At 70.5% G+C, this 18,235-nt stretch carries 9 protein-coding genes; 2 read left to right on the top strand and 7 right to left on the bottom strand.

From position 1 onward, the window contains the following. Window positions 1-33: 33 nt before the first annotated feature. From AB0K28_RS29880 to AB0K28_RS29865, 4 genes are all read right to left on the bottom strand, one after another. Window positions 34-1,425 (bottom strand): S8 family serine peptidase, encoded by a 1,392-nt coding sequence (locus tag AB0K28_RS29880; RefSeq protein ID WP_364376604.1) that lies wholly within the window; start codon window positions 1,423-1,425, stop codon window positions 34-36. A 194-nt stretch (window positions 1,426-1,619) separates the two neighbouring features. After that, window positions 1,620-3,632, bottom strand: a complete 2,013-nt coding sequence (locus AB0K28_RS29875; RefSeq protein ID WP_364376601.1) for a S8 family serine peptidase — start codon at window positions 3,630-3,632, stop codon at window positions 1,620-1,622. A gap of 99 nt (window positions 3,633-3,731) precedes the next feature. After that, complete coding sequence (gene glgB / locus AB0K28_RS29870; protein WP_364376598.1) at window positions 3,732-5,894, bottom strand: 1,4-alpha-glucan branching protein GlgB; 2,163 nt, start codon at window positions 5,892-5,894, stop codon at window positions 3,732-3,734. A gap of 105 nt (window positions 5,895-5,999) precedes the next feature. Then, complete coding sequence (locus AB0K28_RS29865) at window positions 6,000-9,164, bottom strand: BTAD domain-containing putative transcriptional regulator (protein ID WP_364376595.1); 3,165 nt, start codon at window positions 9,162-9,164, stop codon at window positions 6,000-6,002. 96 nt (window positions 9,165-9,260) lie between these two features. On the opposite strand from AB0K28_RS29865, the gene AB0K28_RS29860 reads away from it, so the two are divergent. Continuing rightward, window positions 9,261-10,121: an NAD(P)-binding domain-containing protein gene (locus AB0K28_RS29860; protein WP_364376592.1), complete on the top strand. Its 861-nt coding sequence runs from the start codon at window positions 9,261-9,263 to the stop codon at window positions 10,119-10,121. Window positions 10,122-10,192: 71 nt separating this feature from the next. Here AB0K28_RS29860 and AB0K28_RS29855 read toward each other — a convergent pair whose 3' ends face one another. The 3 genes from AB0K28_RS29855 to AB0K28_RS29845 all read right to left on the bottom strand — a co-directional run bounded on the left by AB0K28_RS29855 (window position 10,193) and on the right by AB0K28_RS29845 (window position 15,380). Further along, on the bottom strand, window positions 10,193-11,524 hold the full coding sequence (locus AB0K28_RS29855; protein WP_364376589.1) for an aminoglycoside phosphotransferase: 1,332 nt from the start codon (window positions 11,522-11,524) through the stop codon (window positions 10,193-10,195). Between the two features lie 3 nt (window positions 11,525-11,527). Beyond that, window positions 11,528-13,228, bottom strand: coding sequence for a maltose alpha-D-glucosyltransferase (gene treS, locus AB0K28_RS29850; protein ID WP_364376586.1), 1,701 nt, complete (start codon window positions 13,226-13,228; stop codon window positions 11,528-11,530). A 73-nt stretch (window positions 13,229-13,301) separates the two neighbouring features. Then, window positions 13,302-15,380 carry an alpha-1,4-glucan--maltose-1-phosphate maltosyltransferase gene (locus AB0K28_RS29845; RefSeq protein ID WP_364376583.1) on the bottom strand — a complete coding sequence of 693 codons (2,079 nt, stop codon included), beginning with the start codon at window positions 15,378-15,380 and terminating at the stop codon, window positions 13,302-13,304. 244 nt (window positions 15,381-15,624) lie between these two features. On the opposite strand from AB0K28_RS29845, the gene glgP reads away from it, so the two are divergent. Further along, window positions 15,625-18,207 carry an alpha-glucan family phosphorylase gene (glgP, locus tag AB0K28_RS29840; protein WP_364376580.1) on the top strand — a complete coding sequence of 861 codons (2,583 nt, stop codon included), beginning with the start codon at window positions 15,625-15,627 and terminating at the stop codon, window positions 18,205-18,207. Window positions 18,208-18,235 lie beyond the last annotated feature (28 nt).

The following is an 18,235-nucleotide window of genomic DNA, read 5'->3' as shown; positions in this document are numbered from 1 at the left end:
CGCGCTTGAGCGCCTGGGGCAGCTGCTCCGGGCTCAGAGCCGGGGGTCCATGCTGGCCTGGGCCGTGGTGGTGGCGCGTTCCAGGTCGATCCTGGAGGTGACCACCGGCGTGCCGGAGGCGTCGAACTGGATCGCCGTCCCGGTGTCCCGCAGCCGCTGCAGGCTCTGCGCGACCGTGAAGTCCGGGTTGGCCTGCCGCAGCAGCGCGAACGCCCCCGCGACGTGCGGCGCGGCCATCGAGGTGCCGCTCTTGTCCCCGTACGCGTCGTCCGGCACCGCCGAGTTGATGGTCACGCCCGGCGCGAACAGGTCCAGCAGCGGCCCCCTGTTCGTGAACGAGGCCAGCCGGTCACCGTCGTCGGTCGCCCCCACGGCGATGGCCGTGGAGATGCAGGCCGGCGAGGCCACCGCGTTGGCGAACCCGCTGTTGCCCGCCGCGACCACGGGCGCCACGCCCAGGTTCACCAGCGCGTCGAACTCCGGCTTGACGGCCGCGGCGGTCGGGTCGCCGTCGCACGCCTCCGAGTACGGCGTCCCGCCGCCCAGGCTCATGTTCACCGCGGCGACGTTGTGCCTCCTGACCACCCGCGAGACGTACTCGAGCGCCAGCTTCTGGTCGGAGGTGTAGCTGAGGAAGCAGGGTGCGGTGCTGCCCCGCAGCGCGCAGGTCAGGGCGTTGTCCACCCGGCTGAACACCTGGATGGGCAGCAGCCGGGCCTCGGGGGCGACGCCGTTGGCGGGCGCGCCGTCGGTCATCTTGCCCGCCGCGATGCCCGCCACGTGGCTGCCGTGGGAGCACGCGTTCTGCGCGTTGACCAGGCACTGCGCGGTCTCGGCGTCGGCCGCGCCAGGCCCGGTCTGGCTGGGCTGGTTGTTGGGGCAGAGCGAGACCGTGCCGTCGGTGGCGCTGGCGGAGGAGAAGCAGGCTTCGTCCACGATGCGCCCGGTGAAGAATGGATGGTCCCGGTCGATCCCGGTGTCGAGCACGGCGATGGTGGTGCCGGTGCCGTTCCAGCCCGCCGCGTTCGCCCGGTTCGAGCGGATCAGGGCGGTGCTGACGTCGAGAAAGGGCATGCTCAGCTCGTCCTTGTAGACCGAGTGCACGCGATCGTCCTGCTTGAGCTTGTCGAGCGTGCGCCGGTCCACCTCGGCGACGAAGAAGTGCGGCGAGCCCGTCCCCTCGACGATGCGGCTGCCGTCGGACGCCTGCTCCAGGTCGGCGGCCACCGCCTGCACGCTCTGACCTGGTTTGAGCTGGATGATGGAGCGGACCCGGCTCTTCGCCTGCACCTCCGAGGCCAGTGCCGGGCTGATGATGGGATCGCCCGTGTCGGCGGCGTCGGCGTGGAATGCGGGGGCCGCGTACAGCACGGCTGATGTCAGGGCCAGCGTCGCCGCGCCGGCCAGCAGAGACCGTAGCCTCACTTGTTCCTCCCGGAGGCTGGAGCCGTGAAGCGCCTCCGGCTCCCGGCTGATTACAGCCGCTACCTCCCCGCCTGTGACAACTGTGATGTCAGTGGCCTATGTGAGGCAGAGAAACGATGAAGGGTTCTTTACGGGGAATCGGGAGAAGAGAAGAAGGCCGGTCCACATTCGACCGGCCTTCTCGCTACATGTGGCTATTTGACGGTTTTGAGGATGTTCGTGGTGGCTTTCTTCAGCGCCTTAGCGGACGGCTTGCTCGACAGGCGCACCTTCTCCGCCGCCGTCAGCGCCTTGGTGCCGTTCGTGCCGTGCGCCCAGTTGAGCCAGGCCGTCAGCAGCGCGCCGTCCAGCTTCGCCTTGCCGCTGCTCGTCCCCTTGATCACCCGGTACGCCTTGCCCAGCGACGACGCCTTGGTCAGCTCGGGGAACACCTTGCTCGACTTCGCGATCAGCTTCAGGTAGCAGGTCAGCGTCTCGTCGGACAGCTTGCCGCTGCTGCGGTGCAGCTCCACGGCCCACTTCTTGGCGCTGAGCTTCTTGGCCCCGTTGTGGGCCGCGGTGCCCCGCGTGCACACGGCCGCCGCCGGCGCCGCGGGCGTCGCCGTCTGCGTCACGGTCACCGTGACCGTCACCGTCGGCAGTGGTACGGGACTGGGCGGCGTCGAGGGCTGGTCACCCGGCTCCTCCGGCTGCGGCGTGGGGCCGCTGCTGTCGGTCGGGTTCGGCTCCAGCTCGCCGGGCGGAGGCTCGGGCGCCGGGCTCTGCGAGACGGGCGGCTGCGTGGTGGCCCCCGTGATGGCCGCCGCCAGGTCCAGGCGCGGCGTGCTGACCTGGGCGCCGGCGGCCTCGTACACGTACGGGCGGCCGGTGGTCTTCAGCTTCTCGATCAGCTCGGTCATCGGCGTGCCGGGGTTGGCCTCGCGCATCAGCGCCAGCGCGCCCGCCACGTGCGGGGTGGACATCGAGGTGCCGCTGTAGGCGGTCGTCGCGTCGTCCGGCACCGCCGAGGTGATGTCCACGCCCGGCGCGAACAGGTCGAGCAGCGGCCCCCGGTTCGAGAAGTCGGCGATGCGGTCCTCGTTGTCGTTCGCGCCGACCGCCACCGCCGTCGAGACGCAGGCCGGGTGTGCCACGCCCTCGTAGTACTCGTTGCCCGCCGCCACCACGGTCGCGATGTTCTTGGCCAGCAGGGCGTCGATCGTCTCCTTGAAGACGGCGCCCTCCGGCTCGGTGTCGCAGCTCGTGTCGTACAGCCAGCCGCCCAGGCTCAGGTTCACCGCGGCGATGGGCCTGGCGACGTTCAGATCCCGTACGTACTCAAGAGCCCGGCGCAGCGACGACTCGTACGCCATGAGGCAGGCCGCCTCGCCGCACAGGTCCTCGTCGTTGATCCGGCTGAACACCTGCACCGCCACGATGCCCGCGCCCGGTGCGACGCCGCCGGTGCCGGCCGCGATGCCCGCGACGTGCGAGCCGTGGTCGCACATGTTCACCGAGCCCAGCAGGCACTTCGGCGTGGTCGCCGAGGCCGCGTCGCCGTCGAGCTGCTCCGTCGCGCCACTCGGGCAGAGCGACTCGACGCCCGCGTCCTCGGTCGCCGAGAAGCACGCCTGCGCCAGGATCCGGCCCTGGAACCAGGGGTGGTCCACGTCGATGCCGGTGTCGATGACCGCCACGGCCTGGTTCGCGCCGGTGTTGCTGCCCTGGTGCACCTGGTCGGCGCCGATCAGCGAGAGGTTCGGGGTGACCTCGGCCGGGCTGTAGAGGCGGTCGCGGTGGATGGAGGAGACTCGCGGGTCCGCGGCCAGCTTGGCCAGCTCCGCGGCGGTGCCCTCGACCACCATGAACGACTGGTCCTGCGGCTGGAGCAGCACGTCCACGCTCTCGGCTGCGGCCTGCGTGGCCACGGGGGCGTGCTGGGCCGGGTCGGTCAGCTCGACGATGGCCCGCTCGGTGCCGCCGTCGACGCCTAAGCCCTCCTCGACCTTCTCCTCAGGAGTCCTGGGCGTCTCCTGCGGCGGCGCAGGCGTCTCCTCAGGGGCCGGCTGCTGCTCCGGGGGCGGCTGGGTGGCCGGCGGGGTGCCGGGCGGGGTGACCGGCTGGGTGACGCCCGGGGTGGGCGCCGGCGTCGGATCGGCGTACGCCGGGCCCGCGAGCGGCAGCAGGGCCAGCGCGATCGAGGTCACGAACAAGGGGCGGAATCGCACGCGTCCTCCGAGAGGGGATGATCTCGGAGTTTAGGGTGAATTTCCGGGCAGGCACAGGCCCCCGCCCCGCTTTCTCACCGAACTTTCAGCAGCTGCCCCTCAATCGTCCAGCCGACTGCCCGGGTGCGTGAGCCAGACCGCGCCGAGCGGCGGCACCCGCAGCGTCGTCGAGTACGGCAGCCCGTGCCACGGCTCGTCCCCGGCCTCGACCAGCCCCATGTTGCCCACGCCGCTGCCCCAGTAGTCGTAGGCGTCGGTGTTGACCATCTCCGTCCACTGCCCCGCGTACGGGAGCCCCAGCCGGTAGTTCTCGTGCGGCCCGCCACTGAAGTTGACCACGCACGCCACCGCCGACCCGTCGTTCGCATAGCGGACGAACGAGAACGTGTTGCCCAAGGCGTCGTCGGCGTCGATCCACCGGAACCCCTCCGGCCTGGAGTCCTGCTCCCACAGCGCGGGGGTCTCGCGGTAGATCCTGTTGAGGTCGCGGACCAGCCGCTGCACGCCCTGGTGCCCGTCGAACTCCAGCACCCACCAGTCGAGCCCGCGGCTCTCCGACCACTCCGAGCCCTGACCGAACTCGCCGCCCATGAACAGCAGCTGCTTGCCCGGATGCGCCCACATGAACGCCAGCAGCGCCCGCAGCTGCGCGAACCGCTGCCACTCGTCGCCGGGCATCTTCCCCAGCAGGGAGCCCTTGCCGTGCACGACCTCGTCGTGGGAGAGCGGCAGCACGTAGTTCTCGGAGTAGGCGTACAGCAGCGAGAACGTCATCTTGTGGTGGTGGTACTGGCGGAAGATCGGCTCGTGGCGCAGGTATTCGAGCGTGTCGTGCATCCAGCCCATGTTCCACTTGAAGCCGAAGCCCAGCCCGCCCAGGTGCACCGGCCGCGAAACCCCCGGCCAGGCCGTCGACTCCTCCGCCACGGTGGAGATGCCGGGCGCCTCGCGGTAGCAGACCGCGTTCATCTCCTTGAGGAACTCGACCGCGTCTAGGTTCTCCCTGCCGCCGTAGACGTTCGGCGTCCACTCGCCCTCGCGGCGCGAGTAGTCGAGGTAGAGCATCGAGGCCACCGCGTCCACCCGCAGGCCGTCGATGTGGAACTCCTTCAGCCAGAACAGCGCGTTGGCCACCAGGAAGTTGCGCACCTCCCTGCGGCCGAAGTCGAAGACGTACGTGCCCCAGTCGGGGTGCTCGCCCCTGGCCGGGTCGGCGTGCTCGTACAGCGGGGTGCCGTCGAAGCGGGCCAGCGCCCAGTCGTCCATCGGGAAGTGCGCGGGCACCCAGTCGAGCAGCACGCCGATGCCGCGCTGGTGCATGCGGTCCACGAAGTGGCGGAACTCGTCGGGCGTGCCGAACCTGGCCGTCGGAGCGTAGTAGGAGGTCACCTGGTAGCCCCACGAGCCGCCGAACGGGTGCTCGGCCACCGGCAGCAGCTCCACGTGGGTGAAGCCCAGGTCGGCGGCGTACTCGGAGAGCTGGTCGGCCAGCTCCACGTACGACAGTCCGGGCCGCCACGACCCCAGGTGCACCTCGTAGATGCTCATCGGCCCCGTCTGCGGCTGCTGCTCGCGCCGCTCGACCATCCAGGCGTCGTCCTGCCAGCTGTAGTCGGACTTGTCGATCACCGAGGCGGTCATCGGCGGCACCTCGGTGCGCCGCGCCATCGGGTCGGCCTTGTCCCGCCACACGCCGTCGGCGCCCAGGATCTGGTACTTGTACCGCTGCCCGGCCCCGAGCCCCGGCACGAACAGCTCCCAGACCCCTGAACGGCCGAGCGAGCGCATGGGGTAGGCGGTGCCGTCCCAGTGGTTGAAGTCGCCGACCACCCTGATGCCGCGCGCGTTGGGCGCCCAGACGGCGAACGCGGTGCCCTCGACGTCCTCGTGCTCCATCACGCGGGCGCCGAGCGCCTCCCACAGCCGCTCGTGCCGTCCTTCGCCGATGAGGTGCAGGTCCACCTCGCCGAGCGTCGGCCAGTGCCGGTAGGGGTCGAGCATCTCGATCGGCTCGCAGCCCTGATACTTCACGCTCAACGTGTACGCGGGCACTTTGTCCAGCCCCGGCACGGTGACCTCGAACACGCCGTGGGCCTGGTGTTTCATGTCGTGGGCAGAGCCGTCCTCGAACACCACGCGCACCCGCTCGGCGAGTGGACGCAGCGCACGGAACACCACCCCGCCGCTGACGGGGTGCGCTCCGAGCACGGAGTGCGGGTCGTGGTGCGCGCCGCCCGCGAGGCGGTCGAGCTCTGTCCTCATCGGCATGCTCCCAACACTGCCCTATGATGACCGTTCCTCCCAGGCACTGCCCGCTTTCACCCTGACAATCACTGCAAGTGCGAAAAACAGGGGTTGTTCTTGGGTTTAGACAAAAGGTGCATCAGGGACGCTTTCCGGCGTTGCTCGCTTAACGGTGTCTTCCAGGGGGAGAGCGGCGCCCGCCGCCAGGGCGGTCGCGAACGCCTCCCGCCCCAGCGCCGTACGGACGGCCGCCGTGATCCGGTCCACGTCACCGCGCTCGCCCTTCGGCAGCGGCGCGCCCACCGACTCCCTGAGCGCGGCGGCCCGGCCGAGCAGCCGCGCCGCCTCCTCAGGACGGCCGCCGAGTGCCCGCGCGCCCGCCAGCCCCTCCAGTGCGAGCGCCGCCGCCCTCGGGTCGCCGACCTTGCGGGCCATCGCCAGGCCCTGGAGCTGCAGGTCGAGGGCGGCCGCCGGATCGCCGCGCTGCTCGGCCACGAAACCCAGCTCGGCCAGGATCAGCGCCGCCCCAGGATCACCCGCCACGTCCGCGACCCAGCCCAGCCAGGCACGCAACCGCCGCTCCGCCTCGTCCAGCCGGCCCTGCCTGCGCGCGCTCAACGCCAGCCCCAGCTCGGCGAACTCCTCGGCGGGCCGGTTCGACTGCGCCACCGCCAGCCGCCTGGCCCGCTCGTGGTGGTCGTCCGCCCGCGCGTGGTCGCCGGTCAGCAGCGCGACCCGGCCCAGCCTGGACAGCGCGTCCGGCACCGTGCTCCACAGGCCCAGCTCCTCCGCCAGCCCCAGCACCTCGGTACGCAGCGCCGCCGCCCGCTCGTAGTCGCCGGTGATCTCGGCCAGCGTCCCCAGGTTCTCCGCCGCCCGCAGCTCACCCCACCGGTCCCCGGCCGCCCTGAACATCGCCAGCCCGCGCTCGGCGTGATCACGTGCGGTGCCGAGCTCGCCCAGCAGGCCGGCGTGCCGCCCGAGCACCGTCAGCGCGGCAGCGGTGCCCCACTCGTCGCCCAGCTCGCCGAACTCCGCCAGCGCCGCCCGCATGAGGCCCACGCTCGCCGACAGATCGTCGTACCCGTACAGGGCGTGCCCGACGAACCACCGCACCCGCGCCCGCCGCCCCCGATCGGCGATCTCCTCGAACCGCAGGCGATCCACCGGCACGAGCCTGCCCGCCAGCAGCGTCACCCCCGCCAGCCACGCTCCGGCCTCCGCCGCGCCGGAGCCGTCCGTGCCCAGGGACGTGCCCAGGGACGTGCCCAGGGACAGGGCCGACTCCAGGGCGCGCCTTGCCTCGCCGAGCCGGCCGCGCAGCACCCAGTACCAGGCCAGGGAGTTGACCAGGCGCAGCGCCTCGGCCGCCGCCCGCGTCCTGACCGCCGTCTCCAGCGCCGCCCGCAGGTTCGCGCCCTCGGCGTCGAGGCGGGCCAGCGCCTCCCGCTGGCCGTGGCCGCGCAGGTGCGGCTCCAGCCGTTCGGCCAGGGCGGCGTAATGGCGTACGTGCCGCAGCCGCACCTCCTCCAGCTCCCCGGCCGCCTCCAGCCGCTCCACGCAGTACGCCGCCACCGACTCCAGCAGCCGGTACCGCGCCTCGTGAGGCGCAGTCCTGACCACGAGCGAGCGGTCCACCAGGCGGGCCAGGAGGTCGAGCACGTCGAGGCCGGGTTCGGCGCAGACGTCCTCGGCCGCCTCCAGCGTGCAGCCGTCGGCGTGCACGGCCAGGCGGCGCAGCACCACCCGCTCCGCGTCCGTCAGCAGCTCCCAGCTCCAGTCGATCATCGCCCGCAGCGTGCGCTGCCTGGCCGGCGCGTCGCGCATCCCGGAGGCGAGCACCCTGAACCGGTCATCGAGCCGCTCCACGAGCTGCCTGGGCGTCAGCGTGCGCATCCGCGTGGCGGCCAGCTCCAGCGCGAGCGGGATCCCGTCCAGCCGCGCACAGATCTCCATCACGTGGGGATCGGGGGCGACCGAGGCGCGGGCGGTGAAGAGGGCGACCGCCGCGTCCAGGTCCAGCGGGGGCACGGCGTAGATCGCCTCGCCCTCGATGCGCAGCGGCTCCTGACCGGTGGCCAGCACCCGTAGGCCGGGCGCGGCCCGCAGCAGGCGGGCGCTCAGCTCGGCGACCTGCTCGATCACGTGCTCACAGTTGTCCAGCACCAGCAGCGCGCGCCGCCCGGCGAGGGCAGCGGGCAGCCGGTCCGGAAGCCTGCCTGGGGTGTCGTCGCGTAGGCCGAGGACGTCGGCGACGGCCTCCGCCACCTCGATCACCCGTGCTCCCGGGCGGAGTGCGGCCAGTTCGACGAGCCAGACGCCGTCGAAGGCGGTTTCGTGCTGAGCGGCGGCCAGGGCGAGGCGGGTCTTGCCGACGCCTCCGGGGCCGGTGAGGGTGACGAGCCGGTGAGCGCGGAGGAGAGCGCGCACCTCGGACACCGCCGTGTCCCGTCCGACCAGGGGAGTGAGGGGAGCGGGGAGGTTCGTCCTGGGCCGCGCCTCGGGTGGCGGCGCGCCCGGTCGCACGGCGGTCGCACCTCGGGCGGGCGCGTTCGTGAGTGTCGGGTCCTGGCGGAGGACGGCTTGGTGGAGGGCCGCCAGGTCAGGGCTGGGGTCCAGGCCCAGTTCGTCCTTGAGCCGACGGCGGAGGTCCTGGTAGGCGTCCAGCGCCTCGGTGGGGCGGCCGGCGCCGTAGAGGGCGCGCATGTGCGCGGCGCGCAGACGTTCGCGCAGCGGATGGGCGGTGATGAGGTCGGGGAGATCGGCGGCGACCAGCGCGTGCTCGCCCAGCCCGAGACGGGTCTCGGCCAGCTCCTCGTACGCCACCAGCCGCTGCTCGTCGAGCCTGGCCACGGCGGCGACGGCGAAGGGCGCGTCGGCGAACTCGGCGTAGGCCGGGCCCCGCCACAACCCGAGCGCCTCACGGAGCACGGCGGCGCGCTCGTCCAGGGCGGCGGTGTGCCGGGCGCGCCGCAGCAGCGACTCGAACAGGGCGGCGTCCACGGACGCGGGCTCGACGCGCAGCGCGTACCCGGGCGGCCGGTACGCCACCACCTCCCGATCACCCAGTGCCCGGCGCAGCTGGGACACCTTGACCCGCAGCGCGGCGGACGCGTCGGCGGGCGGCCGCTCGCCCCAGAGGTCCTCGACGAGCCGGCCGGCGGAGACGGTACGCCCAGGGTCGACCAGCAGCCTGGCCAGCAGCGCGCGGACCTTGACCTCGGGCACCCGCACCGCACGCCCGTCCGCCGACCACACCGCGAGCGGCCCCAGCACCCCGAACCGCATCCGAAGAACCCCCATAACCAACTCAGAACCCGACCATAACCGCCCACCAGCAGCCTGGATCCCGACGCAACATCCTCATTCAGAAGGAACACCGAAATGTCGGAAAATATCTCCGTCCTGGGCCTCGGCCTCATGGGAACCGCGCTCGCCAAGAGCCTGCTCGCCGCCGGCCACCAGGTCACGGTCTGGAACCGTACGCCCGCCAAGGCCGACCCCCTCGTGGCCGAGGGCGCGAAGCAGGCGGCCACCCCGGCGGCGGCGGTGGCGGCGAGCGAGCTGGTCATAGCCTGCCTGCTCGACAGCCGGTCCGTCACCGCCACGCTGGAGGGCGCCGAGCTGCGGGGCCGGGTCATCGCGAACCTCACCACCAGCCGCCCCGTCGAGGCCCGCGAGATCGCCGCCCTGGTGAGCGAGCGCGGCGGCGACCACCTGGCCGGCGGCATCATGGCCATCCCTCAGATGATCGCCACGCCGGGCGCCCTCATCCTCTACAGCGGCTCCAAGGCCGCCTATGACCGCTACGAGCAGGCGCTGTCCGCCATGGCCCGCCCCCAGTACACGGGCGCGGACCCCGCGATGGCGCCGCTGCTCGACCTCGCGATGCTGACCGGCATGTACGGCCAGATGGCCGGCTTCCTGGAGGCCGCCGCCCTGGTGCGCTCGGCGGGCTACCCGCTGCGGGACTTCACCTCCGGCCTGCTGGTCCCGTGGCTGAACGCGATGGCCGCCCAGCAACCGGCGTGGGCGGAGAAGATGGAGTCGGGCGACCACGGCACCGACGTCTCCAACCTGGAGATCAACAGGTCAGGCGTGGCGAACCTGGTGCGCGCGTTCCACGAGCAGGGCGTGCGGCCCGACCTGCTGCTGCCGATGCAGGAGATCCTGGAGCGCCGCGTGGCGCGCGGCCTGGCGCACGAGGGCCTGTCGGGGCTGGTCGAGGAGCTGGTCGCGGACTGACGGCGGTTTCGGACTGACGGCGGTCTCGGATTACGGCGGTCTCGGGCTACGGCGGTCTCGGGCTACGGCGGTCACGCCGCGCGCGGGCGGAAGGCGGCCAGGGGGATCGGCATCCAGGCGGGGCGGTTGCGGGCCTCGTACACGACCTCGTACACCGCCTTGGACAGCTCGAACGCCCGCAGCAGCGCCGCGTCGGCGGCGTTGATGACGCCGCCGCCCTCGGTGTAGCCGTCGAGGAAGGCGGCGCGGTTGCGGTCGGCCCACTCCTGCGCCCGGGGCTCCAGCCGCTCGGCCTCGGAGTGGCCGAGCAGCAGGTGCCGGGCAGCGTAGTCGAACGAGCGCAGCATGCCGGCCACGTCCCGCAGCGGCGAGGAGAGGGCGCGGCGCTCGGCGAGCGGCTGTCCTGGTTCGCCCTCGAAGTCAAGGATCACCCAGTCCGTCGGGGTGCGCATGACCTGTCCGAGATGGAAGTCTCCGTGAACCCGTTGCACGGGCACCTCGGTGGTGAGTAGTTCCACCTGATGGTAGGCGGCCTCAATGGCACTCACATGCGGCCGCAGCTCGGGCACCTCGGCCACGGCCCGCCCGAGCCGCCGCCTGAGCCCCTCGGCCATGCGCTTGACCTCGTGGATCTCGACGATGCTCGTGGGGAAGGCGGCGGCCAGCTCGTGGTGGACGCGCGCGGTGGCGATCCCCAGCCGCAGCGCCTCGGCCGCGAAGTCGCCGCCCGCCTCGCCGGCCGGCACCTCGGGCAGTGAGGCGTACAGGTCGCGCACGCTGGCCAGGGCGAGGTCCCAGCCGTCGTTGGCGGGGGTGAGGAACTCCTGCATGATCGCGAGCGTGGTGTCCGTGCCGTCGAGGTCGGCCTCGATCCACCCGTACGGCTGCGCGATGTGCGGCGCGTTCCTGTCCGCGAGCGCGGTGATGATCTCCAGCTCGGGGTTGACGCCGGGGATGAGCCGCCGGAAGAGCTTGCAGATGTACGCGTCCCCGAACACCAGCGAGGTGTTGGACTGCTCGGCCCCCAGCACGAGGCTGCGCGGCGAGGTGTCCACGGTGTGCCCGGGCACGTGCCGCATGCGCAGGCCGTTGCGGGTCCCGTCGGCCGCCATGCCTTCGAGCAGCACGTGCATCAGGTCGCTGTCGTGGACCGCGTCATAGAGGTAGGTGGCGTCCTGGGTGCCGATGAGGGCGTGGGAGAGCCGCTCCGGCAGGTCGTCACGCTCGCCCAGCAGCAGCTGGTAGCGGTCGCGCGAGCCGTCCTGCCAGACGGCCACGATGAGGTGCCGCAGCCCGGCGGCGAGCTCGACGTCCGCGTCGATCGACAGGTCGTCGATCGGGCGCCCCTTGCCGCCGAACCAACGCTGACGGCTGATCCATGCGGCAAGGAGCTCATCAAGCACGCTCTACTCCTCCTGGGTGACGGCCGGCGGGAGTGTGAACCAATAGAACCCATGCCCGGGAAGCGTCAAAAGATACGGAAGCTCGCCAATTGCCGGGAATGGAACGCCGCCCATGGTCTCCACGGGCGACACGCCGACGAACCTGCGCAGGTCGAGCTCCACCGGCTGCGGGAAGCGTGACAGGTTGTTCACGCACAGCATCCGGTCGTCGCCCAGCTCCCGGACGAACGCCAGCACGCTGGGGTTGGAGGAGTTGAGCTCGGCGTAGCCGCCCAGCCCGAAGACCGGATGGCGCTTGCGGATCTCGATCATGCGGCGGGTCCAGTGCAGCAGCGAGCCCGCGTTCTTCTGCTGGGCCTCGACGTTGATGGCCTGGTAGCCGTAGATCGGGTCCATGATGACCGGCAGGTAGAGCCGGCCGGGGTCGCAGTCGGAGAAGCCGGCGTTGCGGTCGGGGTCCCACTGCATGGGGGTGCGCACGCCGTCGCGGTCGCCGAGCCAGATGTTGTCGCCCATGCCGATCTCGTCGCCGTAGTAGAGCACGGGGGAGCCGGGCAGCGACAGCAGCAGCGCGGTGAACAGCTCGATCTGGTTGCGGTCGTTCTCCAGCAGAGGGGCCAGGCGGCGGCGGATGCCGACGTTCGCCCGCATGCGGGGGTCTTTGGCGTACTCGGTGTACATGTAGTCGCGTTCTTCGTCCGTGACCATTTCGAGGGTGAGCTCGTCGTGGTTGCGGAGGAAGATCCCCCATTGGCAGTTTTCCGGAATTTTCGGCGTTTGGGCCAAAATTTCGGAAATGGGGAAGCGGGATTCCCTGCGGACGGCCATGAAGATTCGGGGCATCAGCGGGAAATGGAAGGCCATGTGGCATTCGTCCCCGCCGCCGACCGGGTCGCCGAAGTACTCCACCACGTCCGACGGCCACTGGTTGGCCTCGGCGAGCAGCACGCGGTCGGGGTAGATGCGGTCCACCTCGGCCCGCACCTGCTTGAGGTACTGGTGGGTCTTCGGCAGGTTCTCGCAGTTGGTGCCCTCCTCCTCGAAGAGGTACGGCACCGCGTCCAGCCGGAACCCGTCGATGCCCAGGTCCAGCCAGAAGCGCAGAACCTCCAGCATCGCCTTCTGCACGTCCGGGTTGTCGTAGTTGAGGTCGGGCTGGTGGTGGAAGAACCGGTGCCAGTAGTACTGGCCGCGTACGGGGTCGTACGTCCAGTTCGACGTCTCGGTGTCGATGAAGATGATCCGGGCGTCCTGGTACTTCTCATCCGTGTCGGACCAGACGTAGAAGTCCCCGTACGGCCCCTCGGGGTCGTGCCGGGACGCCTGGAACCAGGGATGGGCGTCGCTGGTGTGGTTCATGACCAGGTCGGCGATGACCCGCATGCCGCGTTTGTGCGCCTCATCAACCAGTCGTACGAAGTCCCCGAGATCGCCGAACTCGGGCAGGATCTTCATGAAGTCCGAGATGTCGTAACCGCCGTCACGCAGCGGCGAGTCGTAGAGCGGCAGCAGCCAGAGGCAGTCGACGCCCAGCCATTGCAGGTAGTCGAGCTTGCTGATGAGGCCCCTGATGTCGCCGGTCCCGTCGCCGTTGGAGTCGGAGAAACCCCGGATCAGGACCTCGTAGAAGACCGCGCGCTTGTACCAATGGGGATCGCGCGGTTTTTCCTCGTCAAAGGTGTTGGGAATGGGTGTGGAGCTCATGAGCCGCCTCGCAGAGGGCTCATGAGGGAGGCGCTTTCACACACGTCGAAGACTCCCCGCTGAATTCAGTTTCTTACCGTGGCGCGGCTCGTACGGTCAGAATGTGGGCAGGCTGGATGTGGGGGTCGAGGCGTACATAGTTGCTCTGCCGCCAGCGGTACGACTCGCCTGACAACTCGTCGTCGACGACGAACTCGGCGTTCCAGTCGAGCCCGAGTGCAGGCAGGTCGAGTTCTACAGTCGCCTCGTGGGTGTGATGTGGATCGAGGTTGATGACCGCCAGAACGACGTCGCCCAGCCCGTGCCTTCGTGTGGCCGTGTCATAGGCGCCCGGGAGCCGTTTGGAGAAGCAAACGATGTCCGGTTGGTCGACCCTGTGGAACCGTAGATTACGCAATTCCTGCAGTGCCGGATGCGCTCTTCGGAACAAATTCAGGTGAGTGATGAAGGGGGCGAGGGTCCGTCCTTCGCGTTCGGCCGCAGCCCAATCGCGCGGTTTGTACTGATATTTTTCGCTATCCAGGTATTCCTCGCTACCGGGCCGAACCGGCACGTTTTCGAAGAGTTCGTAACCGGAGTAGACGCCCCAGGTCGGCGATGCCAGCGCGGCCAGCACCGCCCTGATCTTGAATGCGGGGACACCGCCGTGTTGCAGGTATTCGTGCAGGATGTCGGGAGTGTTGACGAACAGGTTCGGACGCAGGTAGGCCGAGGTCTCCTTGGCCAGCTCGGTCAGGTAGGTCTCAACATCCCACTTGCTGTTCTTCCAGGTGTAATAGGTATAGGACTGGTGGTAACCGGTCTTCGCCAGCGTACGCATCATCGCCGGCCGCGTGAACGCCTCAGAGAGGAAGATCACATCGGGGTCGGTGCGATGCACGTCGGCCAGCAGCCGCTCCCAGAACGCCACCGGCTTGGTGTGCGGGTTGTCCACCCGGAAGATCCGCACCCCGTGGTCCATCCAGTGCCGCAGCACCCGCTTGACCTCGTTGTAGATCCCCTCGGGGTCCTTGTCGAAGTTGATCGGGTAGATGTCCTGGTATTTCTTGGGCGGGTTCTCGGCGTACGCGATCGACCCGTCGGCCCTGATCGTGAACCACTCCGGGTGCTCCTTGACCCAGGGATGGTCGGGCGAGCACTGCAGCGCGAAGTCCAGCGCCACCTCCATGCCCAGGGCCCTCGTCCGCTCCACGAACTCCTCGAAGTCCTCGATCGTGCCCAGGTCGGGGTGGATCGCGTCGTGGCCGCCGTCCTCGGAGCCGATCGCCCACGGCGAGCCAGGCTCGTCGGGCTCGGGGCTCAGCGTGTTGTTGCGCCCTTTGCGGAACGTGGTGCCGATCGGGTGGATGGGCGGCAGATAGACGACGTCGAAGCCCATCTTGGCGATCGCGGGCAGCCGCTTGGCGGCCGTCTGGAACGTGCCGGACTTCGACACGCCGTTCTGGTCGACCACCGCCCCCTCTGACCTGGGGAAGAACTCGTACCAGGAGCCGTAGAGCGCGCGGCGGCGATCCACTCTCACCTTGTGCGACTTCGACCTGGTCACCAGCTCGCGGAGCGGATGCGCCTCCAGCAGCGCGGCCGTCTCGGGGAGCTGGGCGATGGACAGCCTGGCCCGCGGGTCGAGGTTGTCGTCACGCAGCGTGGCGGAGATCGACAGCAGGGCGGCGCGGTGGCCGCACGCGCTGTCGCCGTTGCCGTTCCCGTTCTGGCGCTGCCTGGTGGTCCTGGTGCCCTCGGCGTTGGGGCAGTCGGCCGGGCGTACGGCCTTGGCCGCCCGCTCGAACAGCCGGGCGCCCTCCTCGCACATCAGGTCGACGTCCATGCCGCGCGGGATCTTGATCTCCGCGTCGTGCAGCCAGGTCGTGATCGGGTCGCTCCACGCCTCCACGCGGAACAGCCAGTCGCCCTCGGCGGGCAGGCACACCTCGACGGCCCAGCGGTCGGTGCCGGGCGCCAGCTCGCGCATCGGTCTCAGGCGCCCGCGCTGTCCGTCGGGCGCGGTGAGCACCACGCCCGCCGCGACGGCGTCGTGGCCCTCTCTGAACACGGTCGCCGAGACCTCGAAGGTCTCGCCGGCGACCGCCTTGGCGGGCCACTGCCCGCAGTCGACGACGGGGGAGATGTCCGTGATGGGAATTCGTCCGATCATCGCATTCAAGGGTTTGCGGCGGTACTCCCGGTACCGCCGGAGGCTTTCCCTGGCAGGAACGATCCTTGCATGTAAATTGTGGACAGCAGCGGATAGACCTCCCCGGACTGTGTGCGGGAAGGCCCAACAACCTGGAAAGTTGCCCCAATAGTCCCTCTTCATGCTTGTTCCCGGAAGGGGTTTGAACGGCCTTGATGAGGGTGAAGGACTCAGAGGTCCCTCCTAGCCCGTAGGGTGCAGAAACGTGAGAGCTATCCGCCGGTTTACCGTCCGCACCGTCCTGCCCGCGGAGCTGGCCGCCCTCGGCGAGCTCGTCCAGAATCTCCGCTGGTCATGGCACCCGGAGACGATGGACCTCTTCGCGGAGGTCGACGCCGAGCTGTGGGAACAGGTCGGCCACGACCCCGTGGCCCTGCTCGGCGCCGTCACCCCGGCCCGGCTCACCGAGCTGGCCGCCGACCGCCGGTTCCTGCGCCGCCTCGCCGACGCGGCCGACGACCTGCGCGAATACATGACCTCTCCGCGCTGGTACCAGACGCTGCCCGACAGCGCCAGGGCCATCGCCTACTTCTCGCCCGAGTACGGCATCGCCGGCGCGCTGCCGCAATACTCCGGCGGCCTCGGCATCCTCGCGGGTGACCACCTGAAGGCGGCCAGCGACCTGGGCGTGCCCATCCTCGCGGTGGGCCTGCTCTACCGCCACGGCTACTTCACGCAGTCCCTGTCACCCGAGGGCTGGCAGCTGGAGCACTATCCGTCGCTCGACGCCGGCGGGCTGCCGCTCAGCCTGCTCAAGGAGCCCGACGGCACGCCCGTCAAGATCCGCCTGTCGCTGCCCGACGAGCGGGTCCTGCACGCCCAGGTGTGGGTGGCGCAGGTGGGCCGGGTACCGCTGCTGCTGCTCGACTCCGACGTGGCCGAGAACGACAACGCGGCCAGAGACGTCACCGACCGCCTCTACGGCGGCGGCACCGACCACAGACTCATGCAGGAGCTGCTGCTCGGCGTGGGCGGCGTACGCGCGATCAGGGCCTACTGCCGCATCACCGGGCACGCCGACCCCGAGGTCTTCCACACCAACGAGGGCCACGCCGGCTTCCTCGGCCTCGAGCGCATCCGCGAGCTGACCGAGGCCCGCATGTCGTTCGACGAGGCGCTGGAGGCCGTACGCGCCGGCACCGTGTTCACCACCCACACGCCCGTGCCCGCCGGCATCGACCGCTTCCCGCGCGACATGATCGAGCGGCACTTCGGCGGCCCCAACTCCTGGCCGACCGTGCCGGTCGAGCGCATTCTCGCGCTGGGCGCCGAGGCCGACCCGAGCCGGTTCAACATGGCCGTGATGGGCATGCGGCTGGCCCAGAGGGTCAACGGGGTGTCCCAATTGCATGGAGAAGTCAGCCGGGAGATGTTCAAAGATCTCTGGCCCGGTTTTGACCTGGACGAGGTGCCGATCGGCTCGATCACCAACGGCGTCCACGCGCCCACCTGGGTCGGCCGCGAGTTCATGGAGCTGGCCGGACGCGAGCTGCCCACGCTGCTGGAGCGGGCCCGCGGGTGGGAGGGCATCCAGAAGATCTCCGACGCCGACATCTGGCACATCCGCGGCACGCTGCGCAAGCGGCTGGTCGAGGGGGCCCGCGTGCGCCTGCGCCGGTCGTGGCGCGAGCGCGGGGCCTCCGACGCCGAGCTGGGCTGGATCGACGACGCGCTCGACCCCGACGTGCTGACCATCGGGTTCGCGCGGCGGGTGCCGTCGTACAAGCGGCTCACCCTCATGCTGCGCGACCCCGAGCGGCTCACCGAGCTGCTGCTCGACCCTGACAAGCCGGTGCAGATCGTGATCGCCGGCAAGGCGCACCCGGCCGATGAGGGCGGGAAGAAGCTGATCCAGCAGATCGTCAAGTTCGCCGACCAGCAGCAGGTCCGCCACCGGATCGTGTTCCTGCCCGACTACGACATGGCGCTCGGGCAGCTCATGGTGCAGGGCTGCGACGTCTGGCTGAACAACCCGCTGCGCCCGCTGGAGGCGTCCGGCACGTCGGGCATGAAGTCCGCGCTCAACGGCGGACTGAACCTGTCCATCCGCGACGGCTGGTGGGACGAGTGGTACGACGGCACCAACGGCTGGGCCATCCCGACCGCCGACGGCGTGAGCAACTCCGACCGGCGCGACGAGCTGGAGGCCGCCGCCCTCTATGACCTGATCGAGCATGAGGTGTCCGACCGCTTCTACGACCGGGCGTTCGACGGCCTGCCGCGGCGCTGGATCGAGATGGTCAAGCACACCCTGGCCTCGCTCGGGCCGAAGGTGCTGGCCGGGCGCATGCTCCGCGACTACGTGCTGACCCTCTACAACCCGGCCGCCGCTTCGGCCCGCGGGTTGTCCGCCGAGTCCTACGCTCCCGCCAAGGCGTTCGCCGCCTGGCGGGTGCGGGTGGCCAGGGCCTGGCCCGGGGTGCGGGTCGAGCACGTCGAGGCGACCGGCGTCGGCGACACGCCTGAGGTGGGGGCCGCGATCGAGCTGCACGCCACGATCGCGCTCGGCGACCTCGACCCTGACGACGTCCAGGTGCAGGCCGCGTACGGGAAGGTCGGGCCGCACGACGAGCTGGTGCACCCGGCGTACGCGACGCTGTCGGTGCAGTCGGTGGACGACGACCGGCGCGCCCACTACACCGGGAAGGTGCCGCTCGACCGCACCGGCGCGTTCGGCTACACCGTGCGCGTCGTCCCGCACCACCCGCTGCTCGTCACCCCGGCCGAGCTGGGGCTCGTCACCGTTCCAGAAGAGCCGGCCGGCATGACCAACGGGACGTTGCGGTAGCACTGCGGGCCGGGGCCAGCAATGCGGT

The sequence above is a fragment of the Nonomuraea sp. NPDC049504 genome (assembly GCF_040676845.1).
GTDB lineage: Bacteria > Actinomycetota > Actinomycetes > Streptosporangiales > Streptosporangiaceae > Nonomuraea > Nonomuraea salmonea.
This window is presented reverse-complemented; position numbering and strand designations above follow the sequence as displayed.